This window comes from Hydrogenophaga crassostreae, assembly GCF_001761385.1.
GTDB lineage: Bacteria > Pseudomonadota > Gammaproteobacteria > Burkholderiales > Burkholderiaceae_C > Hydrogenophaga > Hydrogenophaga crassostreae.
This window is the reverse complement of record NZ_CP017476.1, coordinates 3,733,973-3,751,272: the sequence shown is the minus strand read 5'-3', so window position 1 is coordinate 3,751,272 and position 17,300 is coordinate 3,733,973. Positions and strand designations below refer to the sequence as shown.

The 17,300-nt window shown below is 61.4% G+C and carries 15 protein-coding genes; all 15 read left to right on the top strand.

Annotation, left to right across the window (positions count from 1 at the left end; all coding sequences use genetic code 11):
- The 15 genes from nirJ to pnp all read left to right on the top strand — a co-directional run bounded on the left by nirJ (window position 1) and on the right by pnp (window position 17,285).
- On the top strand, window positions 1-1,332 hold the full coding sequence (gene nirJ, locus LPB072_RS17215) for a heme d1 biosynthesis radical SAM protein NirJ (RefSeq protein ID WP_066085927.1): 1,332 nt from the start codon (window positions 1-3) through the stop codon (window positions 1,330-1,332).
- 85 nt (window positions 1,333-1,417) lie between these two features.
- Window positions 1,418-2,953: a cytochrome D1 domain-containing protein gene (locus LPB072_RS17210; RefSeq protein WP_407927814.1), complete on the top strand. Its 1,536-nt coding sequence runs from the start codon at window positions 1,418-1,420 to the stop codon at window positions 2,951-2,953.
- Window positions 2,954-3,220: 267 nt separating this feature from the next.
- A complete protein-coding gene (locus LPB072_RS17205; protein WP_066085931.1) occupies window positions 3,221-3,790 on the top strand; it encodes a cytochrome c oxidase subunit 3 in 570 nt (189 codons plus the stop codon).
- A gap of 24 nt (window positions 3,791-3,814) precedes the next feature.
- Window positions 3,815-4,084 (top strand): cytochrome C oxidase subunit IV family protein, encoded by a 270-nt coding sequence (locus LPB072_RS17200; RefSeq protein WP_066085933.1) that lies wholly within the window; start codon window positions 3,815-3,817, stop codon window positions 4,082-4,084.
- A 92-nt stretch (window positions 4,085-4,176) separates the two neighbouring features.
- Window positions 4,177-4,611 (top strand): c-type cytochrome, encoded by a 435-nt coding sequence (locus tag LPB072_RS17195; protein ID WP_066085937.1) that lies wholly within the window; start codon window positions 4,177-4,179, stop codon window positions 4,609-4,611.
- Window positions 4,612-4,624: 13 nt separating this feature from the next.
- Entirely contained in the window at window positions 4,625-6,094 is a 1,470-nt protein-coding gene (locus LPB072_RS17190) for a cbb3-type cytochrome c oxidase subunit I (protein WP_066085940.1), read from the top strand.
- A 17-nt stretch (window positions 6,095-6,111) separates the two neighbouring features.
- Window positions 6,112-6,921: a CbbQ/NirQ/NorQ/GpvN family protein gene (locus LPB072_RS17185; protein ID WP_197509023.1), complete on the top strand. Its 810-nt coding sequence runs from the start codon at window positions 6,112-6,114 to the stop codon at window positions 6,919-6,921.
- Between the two features lie 49 nt (window positions 6,922-6,970).
- On the top strand, window positions 6,971-7,930 hold the full coding sequence (locus LPB072_RS17180; protein ID WP_066085946.1) for a 4Fe-4S binding protein: 960 nt from the start codon (window positions 6,971-6,973) through the stop codon (window positions 7,928-7,930).
- Window positions 7,930-9,765 carry a nitric oxide reductase activation protein NorD gene (locus LPB072_RS17175; protein WP_066085949.1) on the top strand — a complete coding sequence of 612 codons (1,836 nt, stop codon included), beginning with the start codon at window positions 7,930-7,932 and terminating at the stop codon, window positions 9,763-9,765. The genes LPB072_RS17180 and LPB072_RS17175 overlap by 1 nt, the downstream gene beginning before the upstream one ends.
- 96 nt (window positions 9,766-9,861) lie before the next feature.
- The gene (locus tag LPB072_RS17170) at window positions 9,862-10,560 is read left to right on the top strand and encodes a Crp/Fnr family transcriptional regulator (protein WP_066085952.1); all 699 of its coding nucleotides are present in this window, start codon (window positions 9,862-9,864) and stop codon (window positions 10,558-10,560) included.
- Window positions 10,561-10,710: 150 nt separating this feature from the next.
- Window positions 10,711-11,802 (top strand): tRNA (adenosine(37)-N6)-threonylcarbamoyltransferase complex transferase subunit TsaD, encoded by a 1,092-nt coding sequence (gene tsaD, locus LPB072_RS17165; protein ID WP_066085956.1) that lies wholly within the window; start codon window positions 10,711-10,713, stop codon window positions 11,800-11,802.
- Between the two features lie 154 nt (window positions 11,803-11,956).
- Window positions 11,957-13,240, top strand: a complete 1,284-nt coding sequence (locus LPB072_RS17160; RefSeq protein ID WP_066085958.1) for a branched-chain amino acid ABC transporter substrate-binding protein — start codon at window positions 11,957-11,959, stop codon at window positions 13,238-13,240.
- Between the two features lie 57 nt (window positions 13,241-13,297).
- On the top strand, window positions 13,298-14,488 hold the full coding sequence (locus LPB072_RS17155) for a pyridoxal phosphate-dependent aminotransferase (protein WP_066085961.1): 1,191 nt from the start codon (window positions 13,298-13,300) through the stop codon (window positions 14,486-14,488).
- Window positions 14,489-14,629: 141 nt separating this feature from the next.
- Entirely contained in the window at window positions 14,630-14,896 is a 267-nt protein-coding gene (gene rpsO, locus LPB072_RS17150) for a 30S ribosomal protein S15 (RefSeq protein ID WP_066085964.1), read from the top strand.
- 259 nt (window positions 14,897-15,155) lie between these two features.
- Window positions 15,156-17,285 carry a polyribonucleotide nucleotidyltransferase gene (gene pnp, locus LPB072_RS17145; RefSeq protein WP_066086399.1) on the top strand — a complete coding sequence of 710 codons (2,130 nt, stop codon included), beginning with the start codon at window positions 15,156-15,158 and terminating at the stop codon, window positions 17,283-17,285.
- The last annotated feature ends 15 nt before the right edge of the window (window positions 17,286-17,300 follow it).

The following is a 17,300-nucleotide window of genomic DNA, read 5'->3' as shown; positions in this document are numbered from 1 at the left end:
ATGTTCCGCATCAGTCAATACCTGCGTGAAATCGCACAAGCCGAAAAGACCGGCGTTTATCCGTCGCCTATAGGCCGGCATGTCTCTGGCCAGGGTGCCGCCGAATCGGCTTTGCCGGGCGGCCGGGGGCTGGCGGCGCAAGGCGCCGGCGCAGTGGGGATCCAAAAGCCAGGACCCGTCGTGATCTGGAACCTGATCCGCCGCTGCAACTTGACCTGCAAACACTGCTATGCACTGTCAGCCGATCACGAATATGAGGGCGAGTTGTCCCGTGAAGAGGTCTTCACCGTGATGGACGACCTCAAGGCCTACCGTGTTCCCGTGCTCATTCTCTCGGGTGGTGAGCCGCTGCTGCGCCCGGATATTTTTGAAATCGCCCAACGATCACGCGACATGGGCTTTTATACCGGGCTCTCCACCAACGGTACACTGATCGACGAACCCATGGCCGACCGGGTCGCCGCCATGGGCTTCAATTACGTGGGCATCAGCCTCGACGGTTTGCGTGAAACCCACGACAAGTTCCGCCGTCTCGAAGGTGCCTTCGACCGCAGCCTGGCTGCCGTGCACCTGTTGCACGAGCGGGGGGTGAAGGTGGGTCTCCGCTTCACCATGACGGCGATGAATGCCCATGATCTGCCCGCGCTGCTCGATCTGATGCGCACCGAGCAGGTCGACAAGTTTTACTTCTCTCACCTGAATTACGCGGGCCGTGGCAATATTCACCGCGGCAAAGATGCCCAGTTTCAGGCCACGCGCGACGCGCTGGACATGCTGATCGAGCGGGCCTGGGATGCCGCACAGCGAGGCCTCGATGAAGAGTATGTGACCGGTAACAACGATGCCGATGGCCCCTACCTCCTCAACTGGGTCGAGGCGCGCTTCCCACAGTGGGCGCCGATGCTGCGTGAGCGGCTGGTGGCCTGGGGCGGCAACAGCAGTGGCGTGAACGTGGCCAATATCGACAACCTCGGCCATGTGCATCCCGACACCATGTGGTGGCACCACAAACTGGGCGACGTGCGCGAGCGTCCTTTCTCGGCCATCTGGAGCGACACCAGCGAGCCGTTGATGGCCGGACTGAAGGCCAAGCCACGGGCGGTCAAGGGCCGTTGCGCTGTTTGCAAACACTTTGACATCTGCGGCGGCAACACCCGTGTGCGCGCCCAGCAACTCACCGGCGACGCATGGGCCGAAGACCCCGGCTGCTATTTCACCGACGAGGAAATTGGTGCCACGGCGGGAAGCGACGCCACGAGGCTCACCATGGAGCCGGTGTCAGGCAAGCGGCGCGTGGTGGCCATCCATCTGGAGGAGAACACCCATGTCTGAGAAGGGACTGGGCGCCACGGGCGAGTGGTTGGCCAATGCGGCGCGGGCAACGCTGGTGGCTGGCCTGTGCTGGATGGGTGTGGACATGGCTCGCGCGCAAAGCGCTGATCAGACCGTGGGCGCTGCATCCCTCTACACCGAACACTGCGCAGCCTGCCACGGCGCTCAACGCACCGGCGGCATGGGCCCGGCTCTGCTGCCCGAGAGCCTGACCCGCTTGCGCTCGGCCGAAGCGCTCAAGGTGATTGCCCAGGGGCGGGTTGCCACGCAGATGCCAGGCTTCGCCGACAAGCTTTCCAAAGAACAGATTGCCGCGCTGGCGGCTTTCGTGCGCACGCCCGTGTTGCCTGCGCCGGAATGGGCGGACGCCGACATTCGCGCTTCACGCGAGTTTCATCCCGCGCCGCCCAATGAGCCAGCCAAGCCGGTCTGGGATGCCGATCCCATGAACCTGTTTGTGGTGGTGGAAGGCGGCGATCACCATGTGAGCCTGGTTGATGGTGACAAGTTTGAAGTGATCACCCGTTTCGCCAGCCGTTATGCCCTGCACGGCGGTCCGAAGTTCACGCCCGATGGCCGTTATGTGTTTTTCGGCTCGCGCGATGGCTGGATCACCAAATACGACCTCTGGCGCTTGCGCGTGGTGGCAGAGGTGCGCGCTGGCTTCAACATGCGCAACGTGGCCGTGAGCGGCGACGGTAAATGGGTGATGGCTGCGAACTATTTTCCGCACACGCTGGCCTTGTTCGACGCCGATCTGAACCTGAAGCAGACCTACGCTGCGGCCACGCTGGACGGCAAGACCACTTCTCGCGTTTCTGCGGTGTATGACGCCGAGCCGCGCCAGAGCTTTGTGGTGGCACTGAAAGACATTCCGGAGCTCTGGGAGATTTCGTACAACCCCAAGGCCCAGCCGATCTTTGACGGCTATGTGCACGATTACAAGATGGGCGAAGGCATCGCCAAATCCGGGTTCCTCGGTGTGCGCCGCACGCCACTGGAGCAGCCGCTGGACGACTTTTTCTTTGACCAGAGCTACGCCAACGTGCTGGGCGCCACGCGTGGGGAAGAAGGGAGCAAGGCCGATGGCGCCAGCGCCCAGGTGGTCAACCTCGATGCGCGCAGCAAGATCGCTGAACTGCCAATCGCCGGTATGCCGCATTTGGGGTCGGGCATCACGTTCGCCTGGAATGGCAGCACCGTGCTGGCATCGCCGAATCTGAAAGACGGCGCCATTGACGTGATCGATATGAAGACCTGGAAGACGGTTGCAACCATTCCCACACCAGGCCCTGGCTTCTTCATGCGCAGCCACGAGAACACCCGCTTCGCATGGACCGACTCCATGATGAGTCCGACAGCGCGTGACACGCTCACCATCATCGACAAGAGCACACTGAAAACCGTTGCCGAAGTCAAAGAGCCCGGCAAGACCCTGGCCCATATCGAGTTCACCAAAGACGGCAAGTACGCGCTGGCCAGCGTGTGGGAAATGGACGGCGCATTGGTGATCTACGATGCCACCACATTCAAGGAAGTCAAGCGCCTGCCCATGAGCAAGCCGGTCGGGAAGTACAACGTGTGGAACAAGATCACGCGGTCGGAAGGCACTTCCCATTGAACCCCCTGCGACACTGCGCGTCTTTCCCCTCTCCTGCGGGAGGGGGACGCACCCAGTGGCCTGGCAAAGCCAGATCCATGGGTGGACCGGAGCACCTCCCCGCGCCGCTTCGCGTCACCCCCCCTCTCCTTCGGGAGGGAGGGCGCACCCTGTGGCCTGGCAAAGCCAGATCCATGGGTGCCTTGGGTGGGGCACGCGCTTCGGATAAGTCTGCAAGACTGCGAAGATCGAGTTCCGTCGACTTGGGTTTGTTGGAGGGTCGCCACCATGTCGGCGCGCGCTGAGCCCCGGCTGGTCGGGGACGGCGTGATCTGGCTACTGGTGCTGGTCGAGCTGCTGACCTTTGGCATCCTGTTTCTTTCGTTCGCGGTCGCCCGCTGGCGGGAACCCGGGGTATTTTTGCAAGGGCAGGGCGCCTTGAGCCTTTCCACGGGGGCGCTCAATACGCTGCTTCTGGTCGGTGCGAGCTGGTGTGCTGCGCGCGCCGTGATGGCCCTTCGTGCTGGCTTGTCTGCGGCAGGTGGGTGGTGGTTGCTGGGTGCGCTGGGGGGTGCTGTCGGCTTTCTGGTTGTCAAGAGCCATGAGTTCGCCGGAAAAATTGCATCGGGGTTTGACTGGGCTGACGACAGTTTCACCATGCTCTACACGCTGCTCACGGGGTTCCACTTCTTGCATGTGCTGGTGGGTGCAGTGGTGTTTGGTGTGCTCGGGTGGCACGCACGGCAGGGCGCTTATGGACCGCAGCACCTGAACGCGCCCGAATCGGGCGCGGTGTTCTGGCACATGGTCGACTTGTTGTGGATGGTGCTGTTTGCCCTGGTCTACGTCATCCGCTGACACCATGAAAAAAACCGGAACACCATGAGTTTTTTGCACCGCAACGATGGCATCGCACTGGCGCTCGCGGCGGCCACGGCTTGCACCTGGTGGCTGGGGGAAGGTGGTCATGAAGCGATCTCACCCGCCGTGGTGGGATCGGTGCTGGCGCTGGCCGGGCTCAAGGGTTACCTGATTGCCAACGAATTCATGGAGCTGCGCCATGCGCCTGCGGTATGGCGCCGCCTGGTGCTGGGCTGGCTGGTGCTGGTGATCGGCTCGATTGGCTTGGTGAGTTGGCTGGCCAGCAGGTAAATGCGACTCGGACGCATTCCTTGACACAGGTCAAGGACTATTCCCGACCAAAACAGGAGGATACCGCCATCAACTAGAGATGGAGGGCTTTCATGAGCCAATCGCAAAGCGGGTTTACCAAACAAATGGCCCGCAACATGTTTTATGGGGGCAGTATGTTTTTCATACTGCTGTTCGCAGCCATCATTTTTGACAGTGAGCGCCGCATTCCCGAGCGTTCCAATGCGCAGAACATCACGCCAGCCGTGATCGCGGGAAAGAAGGTCTGGGAGACCCGCAACTGCATCGGCTGCCACACGCTGCTTGGCGAGGGTGCTTATTTCGCCCCCGAACTGGGCAATGTCTACAAGCGCCGCGGCGGCGAGTTCATCAAGGCATGGATGAAAGCCATGCCCACGGGCGCGCCGCACCGCCGGCAAATGCCCCAGTTCAACCTGACCGATGAGCAGCTGGACAACGTGGTCGAGTTCCTGAAGTGGACGGGCGAGATCAACACCGAAAACTGGCCACCGAACATCGAAGGCTGATCGGAGAACAAACATGACCATCAAAACACTCAAATACCAGAGCCAATCGGTCGCCAAGAACTACTTCATCGCCGCGATGGTGTTGTTTGCCGCGCAGATCATATTTGGCATCACGCTCGGCCTGCAGTACGTGATCGGGGACCTTTTCTTCCCTTACATCCCTTTCAACGTGGCCCGCATGGTCCACACCAACCTGCTCATCGTCTGGCTGCTCTTTGGCTTCCAGGGCGCCGCCTATTACATGGTGCCGGAAGAGTCGGAAACCGAGCTCTTCTCCACCAAGCTGGCCAACCTGCTGTTCTGGGTCTTCCTGGTCGCCGGTGGACTGACCATCGTGGGCTACCTCACCGTGCCTTACGCCAAGCTGGCCGAACTCACGGGCAACGACATGCTGCAAACCATGGGGCGCGAGTTCCTGGAGCAGCCGTTGCCGACCAAGGTCGGTATCGTGATCGTGATGCTGGGCTTTCTGTTCAACATCAGCATGACCGTGCTCAAAGGGCGCAAGACGGCGATCTCCATGGTGCTGCTCATTGGCCTCTGGGGCCTGGCGCTGATGTTCCTGTTCAGCTTCGTCAACCCGCACAACCTGGTGCGCGACAAGATGTACTGGTGGTTCGTGGTTCACCTCTGGGTGGAGGGCACATGGGAGCTGATCCTGGGCGCCTTGCTGGCCTATGTGTTGATCAAGACCACCGGCGTGGACCGTGAAGTGATCGACAAATGGCTCTACGTGATCATTGCTTTTGCCCTGATGAGCGGCATCCTGGGCACAGGCCACCACTTCTTCTTCATTGGCTTGCCCGGCTACTGGCTGTGGATTGGCAGCATCTTCAGTGCGCTGGAGCCCCTGCCGTTCTTCATGATGACGGTCTTTGCCTTCAATATGGTGCAACGCCGCCGCCGCGAGCACCCCAATCAGGCCGCTGTCCTGTGGGCGGTGGGCTGTGCCGTGATGGGTTTCCTGGGCGCAGGCCTGTGGGGCTTCTTGCACACTCTGAGCGCGGTCAACTACTACACCCATGGTTCGCAACTGACCGCAGCCCACGGCCACCTCGCGTTCTACGGCGCGTATGTCTTGGTGGTGATCACGTTGATCAGCTACGCCATGCCCACGCTGCGCGGGCGCATCGCCAACAGCCCTCGGGCCCAGTCCTATGAAATGTGGAGCTTCTGGGTGATGACCATTGGCATGGCCGTCATGGTCCTGGCCTTGACCGGCGCCGGCATTTTGCAAGTCTGGTTGCAGCGCATGCCCACCGATGGCACGGCTATGGGCTTCATGGCCACACAGGACCAACTGGCGTACTTTTACTGGGTGCGTATCGTGGGTGGCGTGGTTTTCCTGATCGGCCAGTTCATGTACTTCGCCAGTTTCTTCATTGGCGGTGAGCATGTGCTGAAAGACAATGTGGCAACGCCTGTTCGCAGCGGTGGAGGCGGCATGTTGCGCGGCCAGCCTGCCCAGCGGGCCAGAAGCTGAAGCAGGAGATGAACGCCATGGATCAGAGCGAACAACGCCTTTTGGCCCAGGCGGACATCCCCTTCTACGCCGAGCAGGCCGGAGAAAGCACGCTCTTTGAGCATGCGTTTCGCCAGCGCCTGCCGGTGTTGATCAAAGGGCCAACCGGCTGTGGCAAGACGCGTTTTGTCGAACACATGGCCGCCAGGCTGGGTCGCCCGCTGATCACGGTGAGCTGCCACGACGATCTGAGCGCCGCCGATCTGGTTGGGCGCCACCTGATCGGAGACAACGGCACGGTCTGGGCCGACGGACCATTGGCCCGCGCGGTGCGCACTGGCGCCATTTGTTACCTCGATGAAGTCGTCGAGGCCCGCAAAGACACCACGGTGGTGTTGCATCCGCTGGCAGATGATCGGCGGGTGTTGCCCATCGAGCGCACCGGCGAGCAGTTGGTGGCGCCTCCCGGCTTCATGCTGGTCATCAGCTACAACCCGGGTTATCAGAATTTGCTGAAAAGCCTCAAGCCCAGCACACGTCAGCGCTTCATCGCTTTGACCTTTGGCTACCCCGATCCCGCCGTGGAGCAGGCCATCATCGAACGGGAAGCCGGCGTCGACGCAGCGCTGGCCTCGCGGCTCGTGCAACTCGCGACCGCATTGCGCCGCTTGACCGATCACGATCTGGAAGAAACCGCCAGCACGCGCTTGCTGGTGATGGCAGCACGTTTGGTGGCCAGCGGGCTGCCGCTGCCAGTGGCTTGCCGCGCGGCTATCGTGGACGCCTTGACCGATGACGCCGAAACGGCCGCCGCACTGGACGAAGTGGTTTCAGCGGTGGTGGGTTAACTCTTTCTTTTTGCAGCGGCGGCGCTGCCAACTCCTCAGTCACTTCACCATGCAACGCCGCCGCCTTTTCTTTCAACTGGGCTTTTTCGCCCTGTTCCTGTTGGCTCCAGCGCTGGATCTGCTGCGCTTCGATCTCAACGAAGCCCAGCTCTGGGTCTTCGGGCAGCGCTGGTCATTGGGCATCGACGCCTTCAAGGCTGGCGAGATCACGGCCAACCAGGCTGCCATACAGATCTTTTTGCGGGCTTTTCTGCCGGTGATTTTGCTGGTCGTGGCGTTTCTCGGCGTCGCCTACCGCTACGGCCGCCTGTATTGCGGCTGGCTGTGCCCGCATTTCACCTTGGTCGAAACGCTGAACAATGCCTTGCACCGCGCCAGTGGCAAATTGAGCTTTTGGGACAAACACCGCACCCACCGGGCCAATGTCGAGCCTACCGCGCGCTGGTGGCCGGTATTTGGTGCACTGTGTCTGGGTTTTGGTTTTCTCTGGGCGATCACCCTGCTCACCTACTTGCTGCCACCGGCCGCCATCTGGGGCAACCTGATTGGCGGCACGCTGACTCCGAACCAGGCCCGATTTCTGGTCATCGGTACCGCGGTGTTCACGCTGGAGTTCGCTTTTGCACGCCACCTGTTCTGTCGATTCGGCTGCGCCGTGGGCTTGTTTCAAAGCCTGGCCTGGATGGCCAATCCCAAGGGAATGGTGGTGTCGTTTGACCGTGACCACGCGCGCGATTGCCGCACTTGCAGCACAGCGGTCTACCCTGGCGGCAGCGCCTGCGACAACGGCTGCCCGATGCGGCTGCATCCGCGCAACATCAAACGTATGATGTTTTCGTGCGTGCAGTGCGGGCAATGTCTGGATTCCTGTGACGAGACGCAATCCGCCAAGACGCGCGAACCTTTGCTGGAGTGGAAGGTGGGCGCCGATGCCGTGCGCGAAACACTCAGGCAACGCAAAGCCGAGATGGCCGCTGAAGCCAGCGATACGGCGAAAGTGAGACTCTGATGGAAGAGTGGGTGGGGGCCCAGTGGCACCGTTTCATTCAGAAGGCGGCCAGCAAGCAACATGCCCATGCGGCGGTGCATCTGCCCGACGTGCAGCGCACCATCGGCATGCTGTTCCGGGCGGGCGGCGGGGCGCATGCCGTGCGCGTGGCGCCGGCCACCGATGTTCGGGCGGGCGGTCCGCGCGACTGGTTGCAGCGCATCGCCGGAAGCGGCACCCATGCGTCTACCGGGCGGATGGAGCCTGAGGCTTTGTCGCTGCCGTCGACCGTGGCCGTGTTCGATGACCACGCGTTGAACCGCGCGCTCTACCTGTGGCTGGCGGCCATGGCTGCCGTGATCGAGCCCACGGGTGACTGGGTGATGGACAACGTGCGGGCCACGGCCGCTGCGCAGCAACGTTTTCCCGGTCTCGGCCAACGGTATGCGGCATTGCGCGCAGCACAACAAGCGCTGCGCCCGGACGCCAGCCGCCTTAAAGGGCGAGCCGCGCAGGCGGAAGTGTTGGTGCAGCTGGCTTTGGCTGGCGAACCGGTCGCAGCCGGCTCAGGCCTTTTGCCCGGCGATGTGGCGCCCGTCTGGCTGTGGCTGGATGTGGGCGCGGGCCCTGCTGCGGCGCCGTCGCGCGGGGATCCTGAGAAGGCAGAAGGTGCAACGCGCAAACCGTCGGTCAGCGATGCACGCCGTCGCAAGGCCCAGGCCGTGAGCGACGACCGCGACAAAGCGCCGTTGATGATGTTTTTCCGCGCCGAGTCGGTTTTGTCGTGGGGCGAGTTCATCAAGGTCAACCGCGCCACCGACGACGACCCGGATGAAAACGCCAGCAACGTGGCCAACGACATGGATATGTTGGCGATTGCGCCCGATGGGCAATCGGCCGCTTCGCGCGTGAAGTTTGATCTGGACTTGCCCAGTGCCGCAGCCGACGACCGGCCGCTAGGCCCAGGGCAGCGCTTCCCTGAGTGGGATTTCCGCCGCAACGCCTTGTTGCCCGATCACTGCGCCTTGCAAACCTTCCTGGCCAGGCCCTCCGAGGCGTACCAGCCGCCTGCTGCGCTGAAAGCGACTGCCAAGCGGGTGCGCCGGCGTCTGGAGATTTTGCGCGCAGGCACTGGTCGCGCGCGCGGGCAGTCGGAAGGCGATGACATTGACCTGGATGCCTGGGTGCGCCACCGTGTGGATGCGCTCAGCAGCCCGACCAGCGAAGCGCCGCCGGTGTTCACGCGCCGGGTGCGCACGGAGCGCAGTCTGGCCACCCTGTTGCTGGCCGATTTGTCTCTCTCCACCGATGCCTACGCCACCCAGACTGCGCGCGTCATCGACGTGATCCGCGATGCGCTGTATGTGTTCGGCGAAGCACTGGCCGCCAGTGGCGATCCGTTCGAGATGCTGGGGTTTTCATCGGTTCGGCGCCACAACGTGCGGATTCAGCACTTGAAGGGTTTCAACGAACCATGGAACGTGGCCGCGCGTGACCGCGTGGGCGCCATCAAACCCGGTTACTACACCCGCATGGGTGCGGCCGTTCGCCTGGCGACAGAGCGCTTGATTGCACGCCCCGAGCGCCAGCGCCTGATGCTGATCTTGACAGATGGCAAGCCCAACGATCTTGACGTGTACGAAGGCCGCTATGGCCTCGAAGATACGCGCCATGCAGTACAGGCGGCGAGGGCAGCAGGACTGATTCCGTTTTGCATCACGATCGACGAATCGGCCCACGACTACCTGCCAATGCTGTTCGGGCAGCAAGGCTATGCGCTGGTGCATCGACCGCAGGATCTGGTAAGCCGGCTGGCGGCGGTCTACATGCGATTCATGCGCCAGTCGGGGGCTTAATCGGGTCTTCCTGGAGGTGGTGCGGGTACAGTCGAGGTCTGGCGCTTCCCGCTGTGCGGTGGACGGGCCGTCTCTCCCACCCAACCCTCTACACCCATGGACCTTGCACAGTTTGATCTGCCCCGCTACCTTTCCATGTTGCCCTTGTTCCATGACATGGACAAGGATGAATTGGCGCGCCTTGCCGAAGGCTCCAAGCTTCGAACCTTTGCAAGGGGTGAGGACGTGTTTCACATCGGAGACCCCTGCAATGAGTTCCATGTGACCGTCTCGGGGCAAATCAAGCTTTTTGCCGTTTCGCCTGCGGGCCAGGAAAAAATCATTGAAATCGTAGGACCAGGCAACAGTTTTGGCGAAGCGCTGATGTTCACCAACAAGCCCTACATCATCAACGCGCAGGCGTTGACGGAAACCCTGCTACTCAGCGTGTCCAAAGCCAGCTTGCTGCGGGAGATCGAGGGCGATACCCGTTTTTGCATGCGCATGCTTGCGGGTTTGTCACGCCGTTTGCATGGCTTGATCAACGACGTGCAAGCCTATTCGCTGCACAGCGGGGTGGAGCGGGTGGTGGGCTATCTGGTGCGGGACCTGCCCGAGGTCGGCGATCAGGCCGATACCGTTCAACGGGTGGTCTTGCCTGTGAGCAAGGCCGCCATTGCATCGCGCCTGTCGATGACGCCTGAGTATTTTTCCCGCGTTTTGCATGAACTCGAGGCCAAGGGCCTGATCGAGGTTGATAAGCGCGAGATCCGTATCCCTGATCCACAGCGCCTCAACCGCTTTCCCTTGAGTTGATCTCACTGCTTCGCAGTGGCCTGACCGTGCCTGTGGGTGGTGCCCGAGAGGCAGAGCAATCGGGCCTTTTGCACCTTCGATGCAAGGGTCCGCTTGAAGGGGGCGCTTTCGAGGCAGGGGTGCAAGGGGTGACCACTTAAACTCCACTCCATGTTGATTCTCGGATTTGAATCGTCGTGTGACGAAACCGGCGTGGCTCTTGTCGACGCCAGTGGCTCAGCCACGCCGCGCCTGCTGGGCCATGCACTGCACAGCCAGATTGAAATGCACCAGGCCTATGGCGGCGTGGTGCCGGAGCTCGCCAGCCGCGATCACATTCGGCGCGTCCTGCCTCTGACCGATTCGGTGATGCAACAGGCGGGCTTGCCTCTGAGCGCAGTCGACGCGATTGCCTATACGCGTGGTCCCGGCTTGGCCGGCGCCTTGTTGGTGGGTTCTGGTGTGGCCTGTGCCATGGCGATGGCGCTGGGCAAACCCGCCATGGGCGTGCACCATCTGGAAGGCCATTTGTTGTCGCCGTTTCTGAGTGCCGACCCGCCGGAATTTCCCTTTGTGGCATTGCTGGTGTCGGGCGGCCATACCCAGTTGATGCGCGTGGACGGGGTCGGGCGCTACCAAATGCTGGGTGAAACCATTGACGACGCGGCCGGTGAAGCTTTTGACAAGTCGGCCAAGTTGTTGGGGCTGGGGTATCCGGGCGGACCTGCGTTGTCCAGACTGGCTCAGCAGGGCAGCCCCACCGCGTTCAAATTTCCGCGGCCGTTGTTGCACAGCGGTGACCTGGATTTTTCTTTCGCCGGTCTTAAGACCGCTGTACTCACCCAGGTCAAACGCCTGGCCAACGAGAGACCTGAAGGACCTGCCACGCCCCAATTGGCCGCTGCATTGGGTTTGGCCCAGAAAGCCGATGTGGCGGCAAGCGCGCAGGCGGCCATCGTCGACGTGCTAGTCAAAAAATCCATGGCTGCGATTGCTTCAACCGGGCTCACACGCCTGGTGGTTGCCGGGGGTGTGGGGGCAAACGCCCTGCTGAGGGAGCAGCTCAACGCCGAGTGTGAGCGCAGAAGTTTGAGAGTGCATTATCCCGAGCTGCATTTGTGCACCGACAACGGCGCGATGATCGCACTGGCTGCGGGGTTGCGGTACCAGGCTGGGTTGATGCCAACCACGCTGTCAGAGCCGGGTTACCGGTTTGACGTATCACCACGCTGGCCGCTTGCGTCCGTGTGTATCGCTGCCTGAGCACATTGAGGAAACGCTGGTGCCGGGTAGAGGATCGCTATATAAGCCGTTTGCGATAATTATGAATTACAGTACCGTACTTTTGTCGCTTATGTGACGGTTCGACGCGGGTACGCCCGCGTCCTCTTCAGCCCCTAAAAGACACGTCCACCGCATGATTCAGTATTCCATCCGCCGCCGCCTTCTCTCTGGCCTGCTGTGCGCCACAGGCTTGATTCACATGGGGCAGGCCCAGGCGGCCAGCCCAGCCATCGAACCCGTTCGCATCGGCATGATCGAAGGGCTTTCTGGTCCGTTTGCCAACACCGGAGAAGCTGTTTACCGCAACCTGGTTTGGGCCGCCGAGCGCGTCAATGCCCGTGGGGGGGTGAAGCTGCCCGGGGGCAATCGGCCAATGGTGATTGAACGGTTTGACAGCAAGGGCCAAACCGAAGAGGCGCTGGCAGGCCTGCGTTCTGCGGTGGACCAAGGTATCCGTGTGATCACGCAGGGCAACTCTTCGTCTGCTGCTGCGGGTTTGATCGATGGCATTGAAAAACTCAACCAGCGCGACCCCACGCACAGCGTGGTGTTTCTGAACTACTCAGCGGTTGACCCTTCGCTGACCAATGAAAAGTGCAGCTTCTGGCACTTTCGCTTTGACGCCCATGCCGACATGCGAATGACGGCCCTCATGAGCGTGTTGAAGGAAGATGCCGCGCTCAAGCGCATCTACCTGATCGGGCAGGACTACAGCTTTGGTCAAGGCGTGTTGCGCGAGGCGAAGCGGCAACTGGGCACTACCCGACCCGATGTGACCATCGTGGGCGAGGAGCTTCACCCGGTGGCCCGGGTCAAAGATTTCGCTCCATACGCTGCCAAAATAGTGGCCAGTGGTGCGCAGGCCGTGCTCACTGGCAACTGGGGTAACGACCTCACCTTGCTGGTCAAGGCGGCGCGTGAAGCAGGGTTCGAGGGATCGTTCTACACCTTCTACGGCAATGCCCTGGGGGCCCCGTCTGCCATGGGCGACGCCGGTGTTGGCAAAGTCATTGCCGTGGCCGACTGGTTCCCCAATACGCCCACGGCCGCGTCGGAGGCCTTTTACCAGTCGTTCCGCCAGCGCTTTCCCAAGCCGGAAGATGACTATGTTCACATGCGTATGCAGCTCATGATTGAAGCGCTGGCACAGGCGATAGAGCGTGCAGGTTCGATGGATGCGGTACGCATCGCTACCGAGCTGGAAAAAGCCGAAGTGACGCTGGCGGGTCAAACCGCGCGCATGCGCGCTGGCGACCATCAATTCCAGCAGCCGCTGGCAGTGGCAACGATGGATCGCCAAGGGGCACCCGGTACCCGGTTTGATGTGGAAGGATCGGGTTATGGCTTCCGTGTCGTTCGCCAGCTAACCGCAAAGCAAGCAGAATTGCCGCACCGTTGCAGCATGACGCGCCCCTGAGCGGAGAAGCCTGAAGTTCGCTCCGGTACTTGCACACGAGAAAACAGGGAGAACCCGATGCGTCACGTTGTTGCCCACCTGGAAGAGTCACGTATCCGTGAAGTGGCCAACGAAGGCCTGGGCCGCGAGGGCGTGCTCAAGTTCTGGTTTGGTGAAAGCGATGAGGTCACGCCTGCGTTTGTCAGTGAAGCAGCCATTGCCTCCCTCAAGGCTGGCGAGACTTTCTATGCCCACAACCTGGGACTGATCGAGTTGCGTGAAGGCATTGCGGCTTATACGGATGGCCTTCATCCTGGGCGTGGTGCCGATCATTGGACTCCCCGCCTGGCGGTGACATCGGGTGGTGTGAATGGTCTGATGCTGGCCTCCCAGGCTTTGCTGGACGCAGGAGATGAAGTTGTCGCTGTGACGCCTGTTTGGCCGAATCTGTTGGCACAGCCGCGCATCATGGGCGCCAGCGTGGTGTGTGTGCCGCTCAAGGTGCTTTCAGAGGGGGAGAGGGCGGGTGCATGGGTTTTGGACATGGATGCCCTGCTGGCGGCGATCACGCCCGCCACCAAACTTCTGCTGCTCAACGCGCCCAACAACCCCACAGGGTGGACCTTGAACCGCGAGCAACAGGCCACCATACTGGCGCACTGCCGCCGCACGGGTACCTGGATCCTGGCCGATGAGGTCTACGAACGCCTGTACTACGCGAGCGACACGTCCAACGCTGCAGCGCCCAGCTTTCTGGATGTTGCAGAACCCGATGACCGCCTGATCGTGGCCCACAGCTTCTCCAAGAGCTTTCTCATGACGGGCTGGCGTCTGGGCTGGCTGGTGATGCCCGCGTCCCTGACCCGAGCCATGGGCAAGCTGGTGGAGTTCAATACCTCATGTGCACCGGTGTTCATTCAACGGGCAGCGCTCACGGCTCTTCAGCGCGGCGATGAGGTGACACCCGCGCTGGTGGCGCATCTCAAGGCGTGTCGTGACACGCTGGTTCCATTGCTGAAGGCCACACCTGGCGTGACCCTGGCGGAACCCATGGGTGGCATGTATGCTTTTTTCCGTCTGGTTGACCAAGACGACAGCTTGGCGACCGCCAAACGGCTCGTTCGCGAAGCCGGCTTGGGGTTGGCTCCCGGAAGCGCGTTTGGGCCAGAGGCTGCAGGGTGGTTGCGCTGGTGTTTTGCCAGTCGCGATTCTGGACGGCTGGTGCAGGGCGTGGAGCGCTTGCGGGGCTGGTTGCAGCCGCATGGTTGAGGTGGCTGGGCTATAATTTAAGGCTGTCGTCCTGAATGGATGGCAGTCCACGCCCGTTGCGGCGGCCAGAATCGGTGGTTTTTGTGACCGCTGAAGCGCTGGCAAGCTGCGGCGAGACGCTTGTTATTAAAGGAAATTTTCATGATCGCCAAAGACGTCAAGGCCGCAGTTGTTGCGGACAATGCCCGTGCCCCCAAAGACACCGGTAGCCCAGAAGTGCAGGTCGGTATCCTGACCGCACGCATCAACGAATTGACCCCCCACTTCAAGACCCACGCCAAAGACCACCATGGTCGCCGTGGTCTGTTGCGCATGGTGAGCCGCCGCCGCAAGCTGTTGGACTACCTGAAGTCCAAAGATGCCCAGCGTTACCTCGCCTTGATCCAGAAACTGGGTCTGCGCAAGTAATTTTGACCAAGGTCTGATACGAAATTCGCCTGAGTTGGTTCGCTGGCTCGGGCGTTTTTTGTTTGTAGATTCTGGTTTTTTGATTCCGGAGTAGCGACAACAGAGCGAAGCTGTGTCATTCCAACGGTGTTGGGCGTTGGTCAAAACGCCCAGCACCGTTGGAATGGCATCGTGTTCTGGGTTGTGAACTCCGGGTTTTGTGCAGATCGTCTGCACGCCATGTCACCCCATTTGTGTGGGTGGCGCCAAGGAGCAAACCATGAGCATGTTCAATAAAGTCACCAAAACCTTCCAATGGGGCCCGCACACGGTCACGATGGAAACCGGCGAAATCGCCCGTCAAGCCTCCGGCGCTGTGCTGGTGAACATCGATGACACCGTGGTGCTGGCCACCGTGGTCGCCAAGACCGAAGCCAAGGCCGGTCAAGACTTTTTCCCCCTGACCGTGGACTACACGGAAAAGACCTACGCCGCCGGCAAAATCCCCGGCAGCTTCTTCAAGCGCGAAGGCCGCCCCAGCGAACTCGAAACGCTGACCTGCCGCCTGATCGACCGCCCGATCCGCCCGCTGTTTCCTGAAGGCTTCTACAACGAAGTTCAGGTGATCGTGCACGTGGTGAGCTTGAACCCTGAAGTGCAGGCCGACATTGCCGCCCTGATCGCCACCTCCGCAGCCCTGTCCATCAGCGGCATCCCGTTCAACGGCCCCATCGGCGCTGCGCGCGTGGGCTATGTGAATGGCGAATACGTGTTGAACCCTGGCCAGACCCAGCTCAAAGACAGCCAGCTCGACCTGGTGGTGGCCGGTACCGAAGCCGCCGTGTTGATGGTGGAATCCGAAGCCCAGCAGTTGAGCGAAGAAATCATGCTCGGCGCCGTGGTGTTCGGTCACGAGCAAGGCAACATCGCCATCGCTGCGATCAACGAACTCGTGCGCGACGCGGGCAAACCCGCCTGGGACTGGCAGCCTCCTGCCAAGGACGAGCCGCTGATCGCCAAGCTCGACGGCCTGGCCAAAGCCAAGCTGGAAGCCGCTTACCAGATCCGCAACAAACAAGCGCGCACGCAAGCTTGCCGTTCGGCTTACGCCGAAGTCATGGCCGCCTTGAAAGCCGAAGGCGACGCGTTCGACAGCGTGGCCGTTGAAGCCCTGTTGTTTGAAATCGAAGCCAAGATTGTTCGCGGGCAGATTCTGGCCGGTGAGCCCCGCATCGACGGCCGCGACACGCGCACCGTGCGCGCCATTGAAATTCGCAACAGCGTCTTGCCGCGCACCCACGGCTCCAGCCTGTTCACCCGCGGTGAAACCCAGGCGCTGGTGGTGGCCACGCTCGGTACCGACCGCGATGCACAGCGCATCGACGCGCTGGCCGGCGAGTTCGAAGACCGCTTCATGCTGCACTACAACATGCCTCCCTTCGCCACCGGCGAAGCTGGCCGCTTTGGTACGCCCAAGCGCCGCGAAATCGGTCACGGCCGTCTGGCCAAGCGTGCACTGATCGCAGCACTGCCCAGCAAGGAAGATTTCCCTTACACCATGCGCGTGGTGTCGGAAATCACCGAATCCAACGGTTCGTCTTCGATGGCTTCCGTTTGCGGTGGCTGCCTGGCTTTGATGGACGCCGGTGTGCCGATGAAAGCCCACGTGGCCGGTATCGCCATGGGCCTGATCAAGGATGGCAACCGATTTGCCGTGTTGACCGACATCCTGGGTGACGAAGATCACCTCGGCGATATGGACTTCAAAGTCGCCGGTACCACCAACGGTATCTCCGCACTGCAGATGGACATCAAGATCCAGGGCATCACCAAAGAGATCATGCAGGTTGCACTGGCCCAGGCCAAAGAAGCCCGCATGCACATTCTGGGCAAGATGCAGGAAGCCATGGGCGAAGCCAAGACCGAAGTGTCGAACTTCGCGCCCAAGCTGTTCACGATGAAGATCAACCCCGAGAAGATCCGTGATGTGATCGGCAAGGGCGGTTCCGTGATCCGTGCGCTGACCGAAGAGACTGGCTGCCAGATCAACATCGACGAAGACGGCACGATCACCATCGCCGCGACCGAAGCCAGCAAGGCCGAAGAAGCCAAGCGCCGCATCGAGCAGATCACCGCCGAAGTCGAAATCGGCAAGGTCTACGAAGGCCCGATCACCAAGATCCTGGACTTCGGCGCATTGGTCAACCTCTTGCCTGGCAAAGACGGTCTGCTGCACATCAGCCAGATCGCCCACGAGCGCGTCGAGAAGGTTACCGACTACCTGACCGAAGGCCAGATCATCAAGGTCAAGGTCTTGGAGACGGATGAAAAAGGCCGCGTCAAGCTGTCCATGAAGGCTTTGATCGACCGCAACAGCGCCGAGCAAGCGCCTCAGCAGCCCCAAGACTGACCCCAGGTTGCCCGA